General features: G+C 61.7%; 14 protein-coding genes. 8 read left to right on the top strand and 6 right to left on the bottom strand.

Annotated features, from left to right (window positions below):
• Positions 1-64: 64 nt before the first annotated feature.
• The 3 genes from I8746_RS12570 to fdhA all read left to right on the top strand — a co-directional run bounded on the left by I8746_RS12570 (position 65) and on the right by fdhA (position 3,068).
• Entirely contained in the window at positions 65-697 is a 633-nt protein-coding gene (locus I8746_RS12570) for a sarcosine oxidase subunit gamma (RefSeq protein ID WP_003255677.1), read from the top strand.
• A gap of 11 nt (positions 698-708) precedes the next feature.
• Complete coding sequence (gene purU / locus I8746_RS12565) at positions 709-1,566, top strand: formyltetrahydrofolate deformylase (RefSeq protein ID WP_003255675.1); 858 nt, start codon at positions 709-711, stop codon at positions 1,564-1,566.
• Between the two features lie 302 nt (positions 1,567-1,868).
• Positions 1,869-3,068 carry a formaldehyde dehydrogenase, glutathione-independent gene (gene fdhA / locus I8746_RS12560; protein ID WP_003255673.1) on the top strand — a complete coding sequence of 400 codons (1,200 nt, stop codon included), beginning with the start codon at positions 1,869-1,871 and terminating at the stop codon, positions 3,066-3,068.
• Positions 3,069-3,138: 70 nt separating this feature from the next.
• Here the strand turns inward: fdhA and I8746_RS12555 are convergent, their stop codons facing one another.
• A complete protein-coding gene (locus I8746_RS12555) occupies positions 3,139-4,086 on the bottom strand; it encodes an RHS repeat-associated core domain-containing protein (RefSeq protein WP_221100731.1) in 948 nt (315 codons plus the stop codon).
• A gap of 217 nt (positions 4,087-4,303) precedes the next feature.
• Here I8746_RS12555 and I8746_RS12550 point away from each other — a divergent pair, with 217 nt between their 5' ends.
• Positions 4,304-4,879: a DUF2780 domain-containing protein gene (locus tag I8746_RS12550; protein ID WP_014755089.1), complete on the top strand. Its 576-nt coding sequence runs from the start codon at positions 4,304-4,306 to the stop codon at positions 4,877-4,879.
• 85 nt (positions 4,880-4,964) lie between these two features.
• Here I8746_RS12550 and I8746_RS12545 read toward each other — a convergent pair whose 3' ends face one another.
• Complete coding sequence (locus I8746_RS12545) at positions 4,965-5,852, bottom strand: acyltransferase (RefSeq protein WP_004576362.1); 888 nt, start codon at positions 5,850-5,852, stop codon at positions 4,965-4,967.
• 181 nt (positions 5,853-6,033) lie between these two features.
• On the opposite strand from I8746_RS12545, the gene I8746_RS12540 reads away from it, so the two are divergent.
• The 4 genes from I8746_RS12540 to creD all read left to right on the top strand — a co-directional run bounded on the left by I8746_RS12540 (position 6,034) and on the right by creD (position 10,234).
• Complete coding sequence (locus I8746_RS12540; RefSeq protein WP_014860930.1) at positions 6,034-6,534, top strand: ATP-dependent zinc protease; 501 nt, start codon at positions 6,034-6,036, stop codon at positions 6,532-6,534.
• A 147-nt stretch (positions 6,535-6,681) separates the two neighbouring features.
• Positions 6,682-7,362: a two-component system response regulator CreB gene (gene creB / locus I8746_RS12535; protein ID WP_011953261.1), complete on the top strand. Its 681-nt coding sequence runs from the start codon at positions 6,682-6,684 to the stop codon at positions 7,360-7,362.
• On the top strand, positions 7,362-8,798 hold the full coding sequence (gene creC, locus I8746_RS12530) for a two-component system sensor histidine kinase CreC (RefSeq protein WP_003255662.1): 1,437 nt from the start codon (positions 7,362-7,364) through the stop codon (positions 8,796-8,798). Before creB ends, creC begins: the two co-directional genes overlap by 1 nt.
• A 107-nt stretch (positions 8,799-8,905) precedes the next feature.
• On the top strand, positions 8,906-10,234 hold the full coding sequence (gene creD, locus I8746_RS12525; protein ID WP_011953262.1) for a cell envelope integrity protein CreD: 1,329 nt from the start codon (positions 8,906-8,908) through the stop codon (positions 10,232-10,234).
• A gap of 165 nt (positions 10,235-10,399) precedes the next feature.
• On the opposite strand, the gene I8746_RS12520 is transcribed toward creD, so the two are convergent.
• The 4 genes from I8746_RS12520 to aceF all read right to left on the bottom strand — a co-directional run bounded on the left by I8746_RS12520 (position 10,400) and on the right by aceF (position 16,612).
• Positions 10,400-11,023, bottom strand: a complete 624-nt coding sequence (locus tag I8746_RS12520; protein ID WP_003255655.1) for a glutathione S-transferase — start codon at positions 11,021-11,023, stop codon at positions 10,400-10,402.
• A gap of 3 nt (positions 11,024-11,026) precedes the next feature.
• Positions 11,027-11,695 (bottom strand): peptide-methionine (S)-S-oxide reductase MsrA, encoded by a 669-nt coding sequence (msrA, locus tag I8746_RS12515; protein WP_010951691.1) that lies wholly within the window; start codon positions 11,693-11,695, stop codon positions 11,027-11,029.
• A 168-nt stretch (positions 11,696-11,863) separates the two neighbouring features.
• A complete protein-coding gene (locus I8746_RS12510; protein WP_017148050.1) occupies positions 11,864-14,554 on the bottom strand; it encodes a bifunctional diguanylate cyclase/phosphodiesterase in 2,691 nt (896 codons plus the stop codon).
• A gap of 411 nt (positions 14,555-14,965) precedes the next feature.
• Positions 14,966-16,612, bottom strand: coding sequence for a dihydrolipoyllysine-residue acetyltransferase (gene aceF, locus I8746_RS12505; RefSeq protein ID WP_088513533.1), 1,647 nt, complete (start codon positions 16,610-16,612; stop codon positions 14,966-14,968).
• Between the last annotated feature and the right edge of the window lie 13 nt (positions 16,613-16,625).

Here is a 16,625-nt window from a genome sequence, read left to right as displayed (position 1 = left end):
TCCCACAGGATGGCCGTCTCCCGCAGGCATCGTGGTCGAATCCAGAATTCAAGGCAGGTAAGAAATGAGCGCTATCAACGTCTTCCAGCAAAACCCCGGCGCCGAGGCCAAAGCCCAGTCGCCACTGCACCATGCCGACTTGGCCAGCCTGGTAGGCAAAGGCCGCAAGAACGCAGGCGTGACCCTGCGTGAACGCAAGTTCCTCGGTCACCTCACCCTGCGTGGTGATGGCCACAACCCGGAATTCGCCGCTGGCGTGCACAAGGCCCTTGGCCTGGAGCTGCCCGTGGCGCTGACCGTGGTCGCCAACAAGGACATGTCGCTGCAATGGGTCGGCCCAGATGAGTGGCTGCTGATCGTACCCGGCGGCCAGGAGCTGGCAGCGGAGCAAAAGCTGCGCGCGGCCCTTGAAGGCCAGCACATTCAGGTCGTCAATGTCAGTGGCGGGCAAAGCCTGCTGGAACTGCGCGGCCCGAACGTGCGCGACGTGCTGATGAAGTCCACCAGCTATGATGTTCACCCGAACAACTTCCCGGTGGGCAAGGCCGTGGGCACCGTGTTCGCCAAGTCGCAACTGGTGATCCGCCGCACTGCAGAAGACACCTGGGAGCTGGTAATTCGCCGCAGCTTCGCCGATTACTGGTGGCTGTGGCTGCAGGACGCTTCTGCCGAATACGGCCTGAGCATCGAAGCCTAAGGAGCAAGAACATGAGTCGGGCACCGGATACCTGGATTCTCACCGCCGACTGCCCGAGCATGCTCGGCACCGTCGACGTGGTGACGCGTTACCTCTTCGAGCAGCGCTGCTACGTGACGGAGCATCACTCCTTCGATGACCGGCAGTCGGGACGCTTCTTCATTCGCGTCGAGTTCCGTCAGCCGGACGATTTTGACGAGGCGGGCTTCCGGGCCGGCCTCGCAGAGCGCAGCGAAGCGTTCGGTATGGCTTTCGAGCTGACCGCACCCAACCACCGCCCCAAGGTGGTGATCATGGTGTCCAAGGCTGACCATTGCCTGAATGACCTGCTGTATCGCCAGCGCATTGGCCAACTGGGTATGGATGTGGTGGCCGTGGTGTCGAACCACCCGGACCTCGAACCCTTGGCGCATTGGCACAAGATTCCTTATTACCACTTCGCACTCGACCCCAAGGACAAGCCCGGGCAAGAGCGCAAGGTGCTGCAGGTGATCGAGGAGACCGGTGCTGAGCTGGTTATTCTTGCCCGCTATATGCAGGTACTGTCGCCCGAGCTTTGCCGCCGTCTGGATGGTTGGGCGATCAATATTCACCACTCGCTGTTGCCGGGCTTCAAAGGCGCCAAGCCTTATCACCAGGCCTACAACAAGGGCGTGAAAATGGTCGGTGCCACAGCGCACTACATCAACAACGACCTGGATGAAGGGCCGATCATTGCCCAGGGTGTCGAGGTGGTGGATCACAGTCACTATCCCGAAGACCTGATTGCCAAAGGGCGGGATATCGAATGCCTGACATTGGCGCGGGCGGTGGGTTATCACATCGAGCGGCGGGTGTTCCTGAACGCCAACCGGACTGTCGTTCTGTAATAACCGGTGCCGGCCTCTTCGCGGCTAAAGCCGCGCCTACTGGTACTGCACAGCCCTCGGGTTGGTGCGGTCCCCGTAGGATCGGCTTTAGCCGCGAAGAGGCCCGCACAGGCCGCCGCTCTCTGTTTGCCCAAACTCCCCAACGACACTCCTGCCGCTAAAAGGCATCTCTCTGTCGCTCCCAGTCAGCGCAGATCTCCCCATCCGGCCCACAATTCCCTCATTCCAGAAACACATGCCGCCCACGGATGGCGGCGCGTTCAACCACCGCTGCATAAATAAAAATCAAGCGAGGTAAGAGCATGTCTGGCAATCGTGGAGTGGTGTATCTCGGCGCTGGCAAGGTCGAAGTACAGAAGATCGACTACCCGAAAATGCAGGACCCGCGCGGCAAGAAAATCGAACACGGCGTCATCCTGAAGGTGGTCTCCACCAACATCTGCGGTTCTGACCAGCACATGGTCCGTGGCCGCACCACTGCCCAGGTCGGCCTGGTCCTGGGCCACGAAATCACCGGTGAAATCGTCGAGAAGGGTCGCGATGTCGAGCGCATGCAGATCGGCGACCTGGTATCGGTCCCGTTCAACGTCGCCTGCGGCCGCTGCCGCTCCTGCAAAGAGATGCACACCGGTGTCTGCCTCACCGTCAACCCGGCGCGCGCCGGCGGTGCCTACGGCTACGTCGACATGGGCGACTGGACCGGTGGCCAGGCCGAATACGTGCTGGTGCCTTACGCCGACTTCAACCTGCTGAAGCTGCCTGAGCGCGACAAGGCCATGGAAAAGATCCGTGACCTGACTTGCCTGTCCGACATCCTGCCCACCGGCTATCACGGTGCCGTAACGGCAGGCGTAGGCCCAGGCAGCACGGTCTACGTTGCCGGTGCTGGCCCGGTCGGCCTGGCCGCCGCTGCCTCGGCGCGCCTGCTGGGCGCCGCCTGCGTAATCGTCGGTGACCTCAACCCGGCTCGCCTGGCCCATGCCAAGTCGCAGGGCTTCGAAGTGGTCGACCTGTCCAAGGACACCCCGCTGCACGAGCAGATCGTCGACATCCTCGGCGAGCCGGAAGTGGACTGCGCTGTCGACGCCGTCGGCTTCGAGGCCCGTGGCCATGGCCACGAAGGTGCCAAGCACGAGGCCCCGGCCACCGTGCTGAACTCGCTGATGCAAGTGACCCGCGTGGCCGGCAACATCGGTATCCCGGGCCTGTACGTAACCGAAGACCCAGGCGCGGTGGATGCCGCTGCCAAGATCGGCGCGCTGAGCATCCGCTTCGGCCTGGGCTGGGCGAAATCGCACAGCTTCCACACCGGCCAGACCCCGACCATGAAGTACAACCGCCAGCTGATGCAGGCGATCATGTGGGATCGCATCAACATTGCTGAAGTGGTGGGTGTGCAGGTGATCAACCTGGATCAGGCGCCGGAAGGGTATGGCGAGTTTGATGCGGGTGTGCCTAAGAAGTTTGTGATTGACCCGCATAAGATGTGGGGTGCGGCGTAACAACTGACGCTTAACAAAAGCCCCTCGAACAGAGGGGCTTCTTCATAGCTGTTGTGGACCAGTTGCAACCTCAAGGATGTAATCCGGTATTTTGTCGAGTTGCTAAATTGAGGCGATGTAAAATAATGAGCTCCTCCCTTTGAAGGCGCCTGAGGTCTCTCATTCGCTTTCGCTCTGGGTTATTTGCTATAGGCTCAAGTTTTTTAAAAGAGTCTTGTAGAATTTCAATTTTGTGAAGTCTTGAGCGGGCAACGCCGGTTTCAATAGGTGTCAGTTCTACGCCTAGATTTATGTTTCTAGTGGTTTGTCCCTCTTGAGGGATTCTTGTGTATCTCGGGGATTGTGCTCCTGGCCAGCTTTCTTGCGCCCATGCCTGCTGGTAAGTTGGTGGTGGGCTTTCAACTTTTAGTCCAATGTCAGCTGCGATTTTTGTCTGCTGGGCCAGTTTGATAATGGTGTCGTTAGTGCTGGGTTTTCGGGATCTATTGAATATTTTTCTAATCCACTGGAACACACTACCCGTCGAGTCATCGCGGTTTATAGGGTCACCCGCACAATAGGCGTATGAGTTCAAACCCCCTTTGTCGAATGGGCTTCGGGTGTCTGCGATACCGAAACGCCCAATACTAGTGTGAAAAGGCCGATGCCCATTACCCAACAGGTAAGTTAGCGAAGCTGGATCCTGCCACTGACCGTTGAATCCAATTAATGCAAGCATCTTGCTAGCAGTCAGGTAACCATAAGGTGGATATGCCAAGAACCCTGTATTTGCACCTGTTAAAACACCTATTATCGAATTGGCGTCGTCGACTTGCAATATTTTCGTGCCATTTGCTTGCTCAAATTGAGCCAGTGCTTTACCGATTGCCGAGAAAATATGTCGATTACCTGAGCCAGCTAATTCTGATGCCAGATGATCATTTTGGTAGAAATGAAGGGTTTTGTGAGGTGCAAATTCTGTAGTGGGGTGAGTTGATCTCGCATGGTTCTGTGAATCCGAAAGTGGAACGGAACTCATGATAAGCCGCCTTGGAATCGAGTGATTTAACTCTACTCTGCGCTTACGTCCAAATGGTGGCAACTAGCAATTTTATCAGGTGGTAACCGCACATTCCGCATGCACTTGGGCGGCATGTAGATTGTCCAAGGGCTGATAACCGGCTTGGAACAAACCCTCAAAGCATCAGTCAAACCCCTCGTTTCCCAGGCCATCCCGGCCAACGAGGTCCCTCCCGATGAAAGCAATCACCCTGGCAACCCTGATGACCCTGGCCGCAAGCCCGGTGTTCGCCTTCAACCTCAGCGACGCCGCCAACGCCGTGTCCGCCATGCAGAACCAGCAACAACAAGGCCAGGTACAGGCACCCGAAGCGCAGGCCAATTTGCTCAACACCTTGGGCAGCCAGTTGAACATTACCCCTGAACAGGCGGTAGGCGGAGCAGGAGCCATGCTGGGGCTGGCACGCAACAACCTTAGCAGCGATGACTATGGGCAACTGACCAAGGCGGTGCCAGGGCTGGACCTGCTGGCCGGTGCAAATGCGCTGGGCGGGTTAAGTGGGTTGGGTGATTTGCTGGGCAAGAGCAGCGAGAGCCAGTCGGCGTTGAGCAACGCACTGGGCAACAACGTGGAAAACCGTAGCGACCTGGACAATGCGTTCAAGGCGCTAGGCATGGATACCGGGATGATCGGGCAGTTTGCGCCGCTGCTGCTGCAGTACCTGGGGCAGCAGGGGATTGCCGGGGCGTTGTTGCAGAATCTGGGGAGTTTGTGGACCACACCGGCGCCATTGGCTCAGCCCTCGGTCTGAAGGTCGGGTGAGGATTCTTGCGCAGTCTGCCCGGGCCTCTTCGCAGGGTGCCCGCGAAGAGGCCCGGGCAGACACTTGAAAATTATCAGCTCATTTCCTGCCGCAGCTGCTCGATCCGCTGGTCCTTCGCCACCCACAGCTGGTTCACCCAAGCCTGCACCGTCTGCCGAAACTCGGGATCATTCTCGTAATCCCCCGCCCACAACGCCGGGTCCAGCTCCCGCACCTGAATGTCGATAATCACCCGGCTGATGCTGCCATTGAGCAAGTCCCAGAACCCCGGTGCTTTGTTGCCGGGGTACACGATGGTCACATCCAGCAGGGCATCCAACTGCTCACCCAATGCCGCGAGCACAAACGCCACACCACCCGCCTTGGGCTTGAGCAGGTAGCGATACGGCGACTGCTGCTCCTGGCGCTTGGCTTCAGTAAACCGCGTGCCCTCCAGGTAATTGACCACGGTCACTGGCTGGCGCTTGAACAGCTCGCAGGCCGCCTTGGTGATTTCCAGGTCCTTGCCCTTGAGCTCCGGGTGCTTTTCCAGAAACGCCTTGCTGTAGCGCTTCATGAACGGGTAGTCCAGCCCCCACCAGGCCAGGCCCAGCAACGGCACCCAGATCAGCTCCTTTTTCAGGAAGAACTTGAAGAACGGTGTCCGGCGGTTGAGGCTTTCGATCAGCGCCGGGATGTCGACCCAGGTCTGGTGGTTGCTCACGGCCAGGTACGAGGTGTCCTTGCGCAGGTTTTCCACACCGCGGATGTCCCACTGGGTAGGGATGCACAGGGCGAAGATGGCTTTGTCGATTTCCGACCAGGTTTCGGCCACCCACATCACTGCCCACGAGGCATAGTCACGCCCACGGCCTGGCAGCACCAGCTTGAGCAGGGCGAAGACCAGCAGCGGGCAGATCAACACCACGGTGTTGAGCAGCAGCAGGGTGGTAGTGAGAATGCCGGTCAGCAGGCGACGCATAAAGAGACTCTTGTTGTGGGAGATAAACGGTTGGCAATGATAAGCAGGGCGGTGGCCTACGCCAAATGTCCAATGCCTGACGGCGGGGACAAATGTTTCACATTATGTTGGTTAGGCTTGTGACAGCGAACCTATCTGCCCAGTGCAGTCTAAGCACTGACCCTCTCAAGGAAGCCTGCTTGTGAAATCTCTTTTAGCCATGTTGTCGCTGTTGGCGCTGCCGGTGATGGCCGCAGAACCCACTATCTACGGCCGTTACGAGAACATCGCCCTGCCCGAGCTGGGCGAAACCCTGAAAGCCAAGATGGACACCGGTGCCTTTACCGCGTCGTTGTCGGCCAAGGATATCGAGCTGTTCACCCGCGATGGCGACGAGTGGGTGCGCTTCCGCCTGGCGACCAAGGAATCGGACGGCAAGGTGTACGAGCACAAGGTCTCGCGCATCAGCAAGATCAAGGGCCGTGCCGATGAAGAGGACGAAGGGGATGCGCCAGAGATCTCCAAGCGCCCGGTGGTCGACCTGGAGTTGTGCCTGGGGGATGTGAAGCGCACCGTCGAGGTGAATCTGGTGGACCGCAGCAACTTCAACTACCCGCTGCTGGTGGGTTCCAAGGCGCTGCGCGAGTTCAAGGCGGCGGTCAACCCGGCGAAGAAGTTCACTGCTGGCAAGCCAGGCTGCTGATCTGAAGCGTGCGCCATACAATGTAGGCGCGGGCTTGCCCGCGAACACACATAATGGGGTGTCAGGCACCGGCTTCGCCGGTGTTCGCGGGCAAGCCCGCTCCTACACTGAAATGTGCCAACCTTCAAAACCGCAAGGCCGGACGCCATGCCCCATATCCTCATCGTCGAAGACGAAGCCGCCATCGCCGACACCCTGGTCTACGCCCTGCAGGCCGACGGTCACAGCACTGAGTGGGTAACCCTGGGCAGTGCCGCCCTCGACCAGCAGCGCCAGCGCCCGGCCGACCTGGTCATCCTCGACATCGGCCTGCCCGACATCAGTGGCTTCGAAACCTGTCGCCAGCTGCGCCGGTTCACCGAGGTGCCGGTGATGTTTCTCAGCGCCCGGGACGGTGAAATCGACCGCGTCGTGGGCCTGGAAATCGGTGCCGACGACTACGTGGTAAAACCATTCAGCCCTCGTGAAGTGGCAGCGCGCGTTCGGGCGATCCTCAAACGCATGGCCCCGAGGGCCGAGGTTGTCGGCGAAACCACCTTGTTCCACCTCGACACCTTGCGCATGCAGATCACCTACCGCAGCCAGCCGCTCACGCTGACCCGGCATGAGTTCCGCTTGCTGCAATGCCTGCTCGAACAACCGCAGCGGGTGTTCAGCCGCGAACAGCTGCTCGACGCTTTGGGCGTGGCCTCCGACGTGGGCTATGAGCGCACCATCGACAGCCATATCAAGAGCCTGCGCGCCAAGCTGCGCCAGGTAGCGGGTGATGCCGAGCCGATCCAGACCCATCGCGGCCTCGGTTACAGCTATAGCCCGGAGCACGCCTGATGCGGTTGGGCATTCGCATCTTTCTGGTGTACTTCCTGTTCGTCGGCTTGGCCGGTTACTTCTTGCTCAATACCGTACGCGAACAGATTCGCCCGGTGGTGCGCCAATCCTCCGAAGAAACCTTGGTAGACACTGCCAACCTGCTGGCAGAAATCCTGCGGGATGACGTCAAGGCCGGCACCCTGAACCAGGGCCGCCTGCCCGAGGTGCTCGAGGCCTACGGCTCGCGCAGCCCGGGCGCACAGATCTGGGGGCTGGCCAAGAACCAGGTCAGCCACCGCATCTACGTCACTGACGCCAAGGGCATCGTGTTGCTGGACTCCAGTGGCGAGGCCCTGGGCAAGGATTACTCGCAGTGGAATGACGTGCTGCTGACCCTGCGTGGCCAGTATGGCGCCCGCTCCACCCGCAGCGACCCCAACGACGAAAGCACCTCGGTGATGCACGTTGGCGCGCCGATCATCGACAACGGCAAGATCATCGGGGTTGTCACCGTCGCCAAGCCCAATAGCTCATTGCAACCCTACATCGACCGCTCCGAGCGGCGCCTGCTCACCCTGGGGCTAGGGCTGATCGGCCTGGGCTTGCTGATCGGCGCGGCTCTGTCGTGGTGGCTTGCGCGCTCGCTGCGCAAGTTGGCAGGTTATGCGCAGGCGGTCAGCGAAGGGGAACGTGCGGAGCTTCCGCATTACAAGGGCGGCGAGCTGGCGAACCTGGCACAGGCAGTGGAGCGCATGCGCACCCAGCTGGAAGGCAAGGCCTATGTCGAGCGCTACGTGCACACCCTGACTCACGAGCTGAAAAGCCCGCTGGCGGCCATCCGTGGTGCTTCCGAGCTGTTGCAGGGCGAGGATATGCCCGCTGATCAGCGGGCACGCTTTGCCGGCAATATCGAGCGCGAGAGCGAGCGTTTGCAGCAGATGATCGAGCGGCTGCTCAATCTGGCCAGGGTCGAGCAGATGCAGGCGCTGGAGGACGAGCAGCAGGTGGCGCTGGCGGCGTTGGTCGATGAGTTGCTGCTGGCCCATGCAGCGCGTATCGAAGGCGCCCGTTTGCAGGTACGTCAGCGGGTGCCTGCCACTTTGCGCTTGCTCTGCGATCCTTTTCTGATGCGCCAGGCGTTGGCCAATCTGCTCGACAACGCACTGGACTTCACTCCGGAAGGTGGCACGCTGCTGTTCGACCTGGAGCGCGATGGGGAGCGGGTGGCGTTGAGTTTGTTCAACCAGGGGCAAGCGATACCGGCCTACGCCATCGGGCGGGTCAGCGAGCGGTTCTACTCGCTGCCGCGGCCCGGGAGCGGGCGCAAGAGTACCGGGCTGGGGCTGAACTTCGTGGCCGAGGTGATGCAGCTGCATGGCGGAGCCTTGGCGGTGGACAACGTCGATGGCGGGGTGCGGGTGCGGTTGTGGCTGCCGGTGCGGCGCATCAGCTGAGACAGCCGGGGCTGCACAGCAGCCCCAAATACACGTAAATCACACACGCGCTCCACAAAGCCTCCATGCAAGGCGCAGACACTGCGCCCACTGCCACAGGAGGCCACATGAACAAGACCCTCGGTTTCAAACTCGGCATGATCGCCATGCTGATGTTGCTGCTGCTCATCCCGCTACTGCTGATCAACGGCCTGATCGACGAACGCCAGGCCATGCGAGACGGCGTGTTGCGCGATATTGCCCAGAGCACCAGCTTTGACCAGCAACTCAGCGGCCCGCTGCTGGTGGTGCCGTACCGCAAGTACCAGCGCCGCTGGATCGAAAAGGACGGTGAGCGTACCCAGGAAACCAGCACCATCGCCGGCCACCTGTACTTCCTGCCGGAAACCTTCGACGCCGACCTGGGTGTGGACACCGAACTGCGCGCCCGAGGCATCTACCAGGCGCGGTTGTTTCACACCAAAGGCCGTATCAGCGGCCGCTTCAAGCTCCCGGCGCATTGGGGCATCGACAAGGACTTTGACGACTACCGCTTCGACACGCCGTTCCTGGTGGTGGGCATCAGTGATATCCGCGGTATCGAAAGTGCTTTGGAGCTGAGCATGGACGATCAAAAAGTGCCGTTCGAGCCCGGCACCCAGCTCGACTGGATGCGCGGCGGCGTGCACGCCAGCCTGCCGGGGCTGGACGGGCTACAGGCGCGAGCGTTCAGTTATGGCTTTGACCTGGCGCTGCAAGGTACCGGCCAGTTGCACGTGGTCCCCGTGGGCCGTACCAGCAGCGTGGACATGCGCGCCAACTGGCCGCACCCGAGCTTCGTCGGCAACTACTTGCCCAACCGCCGCGAAATCGATGCTCAAGGCTTCAGTGCCCATTGGCAAACCTCGTTCTTTGCCACCAACCTTGAGGATGCCATCCGCCAGTGCGCTAACGCCGGGCAGTGTACGGATTTCAGTGAGCGCAGCTTTGGCGTGAGTTTTATAGACCCGGTGGACCAGTACCTGAAAAGCGAGCGGGCAATCAAATACGCGTTGTTGTTCATTGCCCTGACCTTTGCCGGCTTCTTCCTGTTCGAGGTAATGAAGAACCTGAGCGTGCACCCCGTGCAGTACATCCTGGTGGGCGTGGCGCTGGCGTTCTTCTATCTGCTGCTGCTGTCGTTGTCCGAGCACATTGGCTTTGGTCTGGCGTATGGGCTGTCGGCTTCAGCCTGTGTGATGCTGATCGGCTTCTACCTGAGCCATGTGTTGCGCAGCCTGGTGCGAGGGGTGGGTTTTGCAGCGGGTTTGGCGGCGTTGTACGCGCTGCTCTTCGGGCTGCTGAGTGCCGAAGACTATGCGCTGCTGATGGGGTCGCTGTTGTGTTTCGGCTTGCTTGGGGTGTTCATGGTGCTGACCCGGCGGCTGGACTGGGCGCGTGTGGGGAGGGCGGCATGAGGGAGGATAGAGAGATCGGGCGCTGGTTGGCGCTCAGGATCGGGCTGTTGTTTCCTGTGATACCGAGGTGAGGCCTTCGCGGGCACGCCCGCTCCCACAAGCCCACCACAGATAGCGCACACTGTGGAAAACCTTGTAGGAACGGGTTTACCCGCGAAGGGGCCCTCAGGCCACTGGCGCTGTAGCGACCATCGATGGCCGCTTGACCACCTCGGCATACCACGCCGCCAACCCAGGCTGGCGCTCACGCCAGCCAAACCCGGGCTGACGCAAATCCAGATAGCCCAGCGCACAGGCCACACCAATCGCCGCCAGGTCGAAGCCGGAGATCAGCTCCGGCAAGTGCTCCTGCTCCAGGTTGGCCAGGCTACGGCGGATCTTGTCACCCTGCGCTTGCAGCCAGCCATCCCAGCGCTTGTCTTCTGGCCGCAGGAAGCTCTCATACCGGCTCGACACCGCCGCATCCATGATCGCATCGGCCTGTGATACCAAGGTCATGCGCCGCCAGCGCGCCGAACCTTCACGCGGCAGCAGCGGCAGGCCAACGTGCTGCAGGTCGAGGTACTCGCAGATCACCCGGCTGTCGTGCAGCACGGTGCCGTCTTCCAGGCGCAGGGCCGGGATCTTGCCGATCGGGTTGTCCTGGTTGAGCTGCGGGTCGCCGCTCACCGGGCTGATGTTCACCGGCTGCAGCTGCACCCGCTCAAGCTGGCCGGTCTCGTGCAACACCACCATGACCTTGCGCACGAAAGGCGACAACGGCGAGTGGAACAGGGTCATCGTGCTCATGCTTCAGTTACCTTGCAGGCTGGGTGGCAGGCACACGCCGGTGCCGCCGATGCCGCAGTAGCCGTCCGGGTTCTTGGCCAGGTACTGCTGGTGGTAGGCCTCGGCGAAATAGACGGTCGGTGCCTGGTCGATTTCGGTGGTGATCTCACCGAAGCCGGCCTTGCTCAGCTCGGCCTGGAAGGCGTCGCGGCTGGCCTTGGCCTGTTCCAGCTGTTCCGGGCTGGTGCAGTAGATGGCCGAGCGGTACTGGGTGCCGATGTCGTTGCCTTGGCGCATGCCTTGGGTCGGGTTGTGCAGCTCCCAGAACATTGCCAGCAGTTCGCGGTAGCTGACCTTGTCCTTGTCGAACACCACCAGCACCACTTCGGTGTGGCCAGTCAGGCCCGAGCAGACTTCTTCGTAGGTAGGGTGCGGGGTGAAGCCGCCGGCGTAGCCGACCACGGTGCTGACCACACCTTCTCGCTGCCAGAAGCGGCGCTCCGCGCCCCAGAAGCAACCCAGGCCGAAGATGGCGAAGTCGATGGCGCCTTCGAAGAACGGGCCGAGCAGCGGGGTGTCTTTGAAGACGTAGTGGAACTCGGGCAGGCTCATTGGCGTGTCGCGGCCAGGCAGGGCCTGTTCCGCAGTTGGCATGACGTTTTTGTTCACCAGGATTTCCGAACGCAGGACCATGGCCGTTCCTCTGTGTTTATTCAGTGGGGTAGGGGTTTGGGCCTTCGCGGGCATGCCCGCTCCCACAGGTACAGCACAGGTTTCAAAGGTTGTGGTGTTCCTGTGGGAGCGGGCGTGCCCGCGAAAGGGCCCGAATGGCTTCTATAGTGCCCGAGGATTACGCAGCTGTCAGGCCACCGGGCCACGCGGATAGCGCTTCAGCCGTTCGGCCAGCTCGCGCCCGGGAATCGGCCGGTCGAACAGGTAACCCTGGCCCACATCGCAGCGGTGACGGCGCAGGAACGCCAGTTGCTCCGGCGTCTCGATCCCTTCGGCCACCACCTTCAGCTTCAGGTTGTGGGCCATGGCCACCACCGCCGAGGTGATTTCCATGTCGTCCTGGTTGTCGGGGATTTCGTTGATGAAGCTGCGATCGATCTTGAGGATGTCGATCGGAAACTTCTTCAGGTAGCTCAGCGACGAATAACCGGTGCCAAAGTCGTCCATGGCCAAGGTCAGGCCCAGGGCCTTCAGCTCGTCCAGCTGGCGGTGGGTGTCTTCGCTGGCTTCCAGCAGCAGGCCTTCGGTCAACTCCAGCTCCAGCAGGTGCGGGGGCAGGGCTTCTTCCTTGAGGATGGTGCTGATCGACGCCACCAGGTCCGGGTCGGAGAACTGTTTGGGCGACAGGTTGATGGCTACATGCAGGTTGCCCAGGCCGGCCTTGCGCAGTTGCTGGCTCATGCAGCACGCCTGGCGCACTACCCATTTGCCGATAGGGATGATCAGGCCGGTTTCCTCGGCCACGCTGATGAACTGGTCCGGGCGGATCATGCCGCGTTCGGGGTGGTTCCAGCGCAGCAGCGCTTCCAGGCCCAGCAGGCGACCGCTGCGCAGGCACAGCTTGGGCTGGTAGAACACGTCCAGCTCATTCTGGGTCAGGGCACGGCGCAGGTTGTTCTCGACGAACAGCTTGTAGCTGGCTTCGGCGTTGAGCACTTCGGTAAACACCTGTACCTGGTGTTTACCGTTGGCCTTGGCCTTGTGCAATGCAAGGCCGGCATTCTTCATCAGGCTGGCCGGGTCGACGCCGTGCAACGGAGCACAGGCCAGGCCTACCGAGGCGGTGACGTTGATCAGCTGGTTGTCGACGAACATCGGCTTGTCGAGGGTGCACAGCAACTGCTGGGCGACGCCTTGGCCATCTTCAAGGCTGGTGTGGTCGAGCAGCACGGCGAACTCGTTACTGGCAAAGCGCGCCAGGATGCCACCGCTGTGCAGGCTGTTGCGCAAACGCCTGGCCAGGCTGATCAACAGCTTGTCGCCGGTCTGGTGGCCTAGGCTGTCGTTGATGCGCTTGAAGTTGTCGATGTCCACCAGCAGCAGGCACATCGAGCTTTCGCCATCGCGGGCGAAGCGCTCGTCCAGGCTGCGGATGAACGCCGGGCGGTTGCCCAGGTTGGTGAGGTTGTCGGTGTAAGCCAGGCGTTCAATGCGTTGCTGGGCCAGCTTGGTCTGGGTGACGTCTTCGTAGATGCCGATGTAGTGGGTCAGCTCACGGTTGTCTCCGTACACCTTGGAAATCGACAACTGGCCCCAGTACGGCTCCAGGTTTTTGCGCCGGCTCTTGAACTCGCCCTGCCAACTGTTGCCCATGGCCAGGCTCGACGGCGAGTCGAACAGCAGTTCGCTGAGGTTCTCCAGTGCCGGTAGCTCACCCAGCTGGCGGCCCTGCACTTCGTCGGTACTGTACTGGGTGATGGCGGTGAAGCTGGGGTTGACGTACTCCACCCGGCCGTCGCGGTTCACCAGCAGAAAGGCGCTGGCGCTCTGCTCGACCGCACGCTGGAACAGGTGCAGGGCGCTGGCCGCGGCCCGTCGTTTGTGGTTTGTGATCACTTGGGCGAACTGGTCGGCCAGCTCGCCGGCAAAGGCAATCTCGTCCGACTGCCAGGCCCGTGGCTGGCCGGTTTGCTCCAGGCACAACACGCCGATCACCTGGCCATCGACACGGATGCTGGCGTCGAGCATGGCCTTGTTTTCCGGGCGCATGCTTTGCGCCAGGGCGCGGGTGCGCGGGTCGTGGCCGGCGTTGTGAGCGTCGATGGCGCGGCTTGCGTGCAGTGCATCCAGGTAGTCGGGGAAGCGGCTGGCATCGATGGCTTCGGGCTGGCGGTGCTCCTGTGCGTCGCGGTACCAGGCGATGATCGGTTCCAGGCGTTGGTCTTCCAGGTGCCAGATGCTGGCGCTGTCGACCTTGTAGATTTCGCAGGCGCTTTGGGTGATCAGCTGGGCCGCTTCGAGCAGCGAGTTGCCCGCGCTGTAGCGATGGCGGGCGAGGCGCAGGATAAGGTCCTGCTGGCCGCGCACCCGCTCCAGGTGCTCCAGTTGTTCTTGCTGCGTGCGCTGGTTCAGCTGCAAGGCCAGTTGCAGGCGGTTGTTGCGTGACTCTAGGTCGCTGGCGCCGGGTTCGCCGGTCTCTTCCTGCTGGTCATCGAGCACGCTCAGGTAGCCGCGCAACAGCTGGCGGTTGTGTTGCTTGTAGGCTTCACCCGCTTCCAGCAGGCGCAGCGAGGTGCTCGGCGTGTGCAGGGTGTAGCGCACGCGATAGTAGCCGCGCTGGGCCAGTTGCAACTGGATTTCGTCGTGCAGCCGGTAGCGTGCCTCGGGTTCCATCAGGCTGGCGTAGGGCGCGTCAATCAGGGCACACAACTCGCCGGTTTTCAGGCCGAACTGGCGCTCACAGGCTGGGTCAAGGTAGAGCATGGCCCAGGTGGCTTCGTTGAGCCTTTCGAAACGCAGCATGCCGAGCCGCGAGGGCACGGGTAACTGTGTCACGACCTCGGCCGCCACACGGCTGGCGGCATCGGGTTGGCTTTTCATCGAAGACTCGCTTGAAGAGGGAACGCTGCCTTGTGGCTGCGGCGGATTTGGCAAGGTTGCATCATGTCCCGAGGGCTGGCAAGCGGCCATGCTTGATGCTGTGGACAGGTTATCGGCTGACGTGGCCGATTCTGCAGTTTGGCTGGAGATTTTGGGGCCGCTTTGCGGCCCATCGCGACACAAGGCCGCTCCCACAGGGATCGCGCCAGCTTTTAGAAATTGAGCAAGACAGTTGCTCCCACAATGTGGACTGCGATTGCCTGTGGGAGCGGCCTTGTGTCGCGAAAGGAGGGCGAAGCCCTCCCAGCTTTTTCCAGGCAAAAAAAAGCCCCGCCAATCGACGGGGTTGAGGTACGAGCGTGGCAGCTCGAAAAGGGTACTGCCCCTCGCAAGGAGGGGCAGTGTGCTGGCTTACAGCAGCATGGTGCGGATATCGCCCAGCACGTCGCCCAGGCGCTTGGTGAAGCGCGCGGCGGCAGCGCCGTTGATCACACGGTGATCGTAGGACAGCGACAGCGGGAGCATCAGCTTTGGCTGGAAGGCCTTGCCATCCCAGACTGGCTGCATGGTCGCCTTGGAGACGCCCAGGATAGCCACTTCCGGCGCGTTGACGATCGGCGTGAAGCCGGTGCCGCCAATGTGGCCGAGGCTGGAGATGGTGAAGCAAGCGCCTTGCATCTCGTCGGCCGACAGCTTCTTGGTGCGCGCCTTCTCGGCCAGTGCAGCGGCTTCGGCAGCCAGTTGCAGCAGGCTCTTCTGGTCGACGTTCTTGATCACAGGGACCAGCAGGCCGTCCGGGGTGTCCACGGCAAAGCCGATGTGCACGTACTTCTTGCGGATGATGGCCTTGCCGCTTGGCGCCAGCGAGCTGTTGAAGTCCGGCAGTTCCTTGAGCAGGAAGGCGCAGGCCTTGAGCAGCAGAGGCAGCACGGTCAGCTTCACGCCAGCTTTCTCGGCCACGGCCTTCTGCGCAACGCGGAAGGCTTCCAGCTCGGTGATGTCGGCAGAGTCGAACTGGGTCACGTGCGGCACGTTGAGCCAGCTGCGGTGCAGGTTGGCAGCACCGACCTGCATCAGGCGGGTCAGGGCCACTTCTTCCACTTCACCGAACTTGCTGAAGTCCACGGCAGGGATTGGCGGGATGCCAGCACCACCGGTCGCACCGGCGGCTGCCGGCGCTTCCTTGGCCTTCTGCATCATGGCCTTGACGTAGACCTGCACGTCTTCTTTCAGGATGCGACCGTGCGGGCCGGTGGCAGCAACTGCACCCAGCTCTACACCGAATTCACGGGCCAGCTGACGAACAGCGGGGCCTGCGTGAACCTTGGCATTGCTGCCAGCGGCCGGTGCGGTCGCAGCCGGTGCAGGGGCAGCAGCCGGGGCGGCAGCGGCAGGTGCGGCAGCCGGAGCAGCCTCAGCCTTGGCTGGTGCAGGAGCAGCAGCAGCCGGTGTCGGCGCGGCAGCCGGGGCGGCACCCGCCACTTTCAGCTTGAAGATCAGGTCGCCAGTGCCGACTTCGTCTTCCAGCTTGCACAGCACTTCTTCGACCACGCCGGCGGCCGGCGACGGGATTTCCATGGAAGCCTTGTCGGACTCCAGGGTAATCAGCGACTGGTCGGCTTCGACGGTGTCGCCGACTTTGACCAGCACTTCGATGATCTTGGCCTTGCCCGACGAACCGATGTCCGGCACGTGGATGTCCTGCACGCTGGCGGCAGCCGGGGCTGCGGCCGGAGCAGGGGCGGCTTCGGCGGCCGGGGCCGGCGCAGCAGCCTGAGCTGGAGCAGCGGCAGCAGCCGGAGCCTCAGGGGCCGCAGCAGCGGCGCCCTCGGCTTCCAGGACCAGCAGTTCGTCGCCTTCTTTCAGGCGGTCGCCCAGCTTGACCTTCAGTTCCTTGATGACGCCGGCCTTGGGCGCCGGAATTTCCATGGAGGCCTTGTCGGACTCCAGGGTCAGCAGGCTCTGGTCAGCCTCGATACGATCACCGACCTTGACGAACAGCTCGATGATTTCACCTTCACCGCTGCCGATGTCAGGTACGCGAATGAGTTCGCTCACTTAAAAATACTCC

The organism is Pseudomonas sp. USTB-Z, from assembly GCF_019691255.1.
Lineage (GTDB): Bacteria > Pseudomonadota > Gammaproteobacteria > Pseudomonadales > Pseudomonadaceae > Aquipseudomonas > Aquipseudomonas alloputida.
Note: the sequence above shows the minus strand (reverse complement) of the source record. Positions and strands in the feature narration are given on the sequence as shown.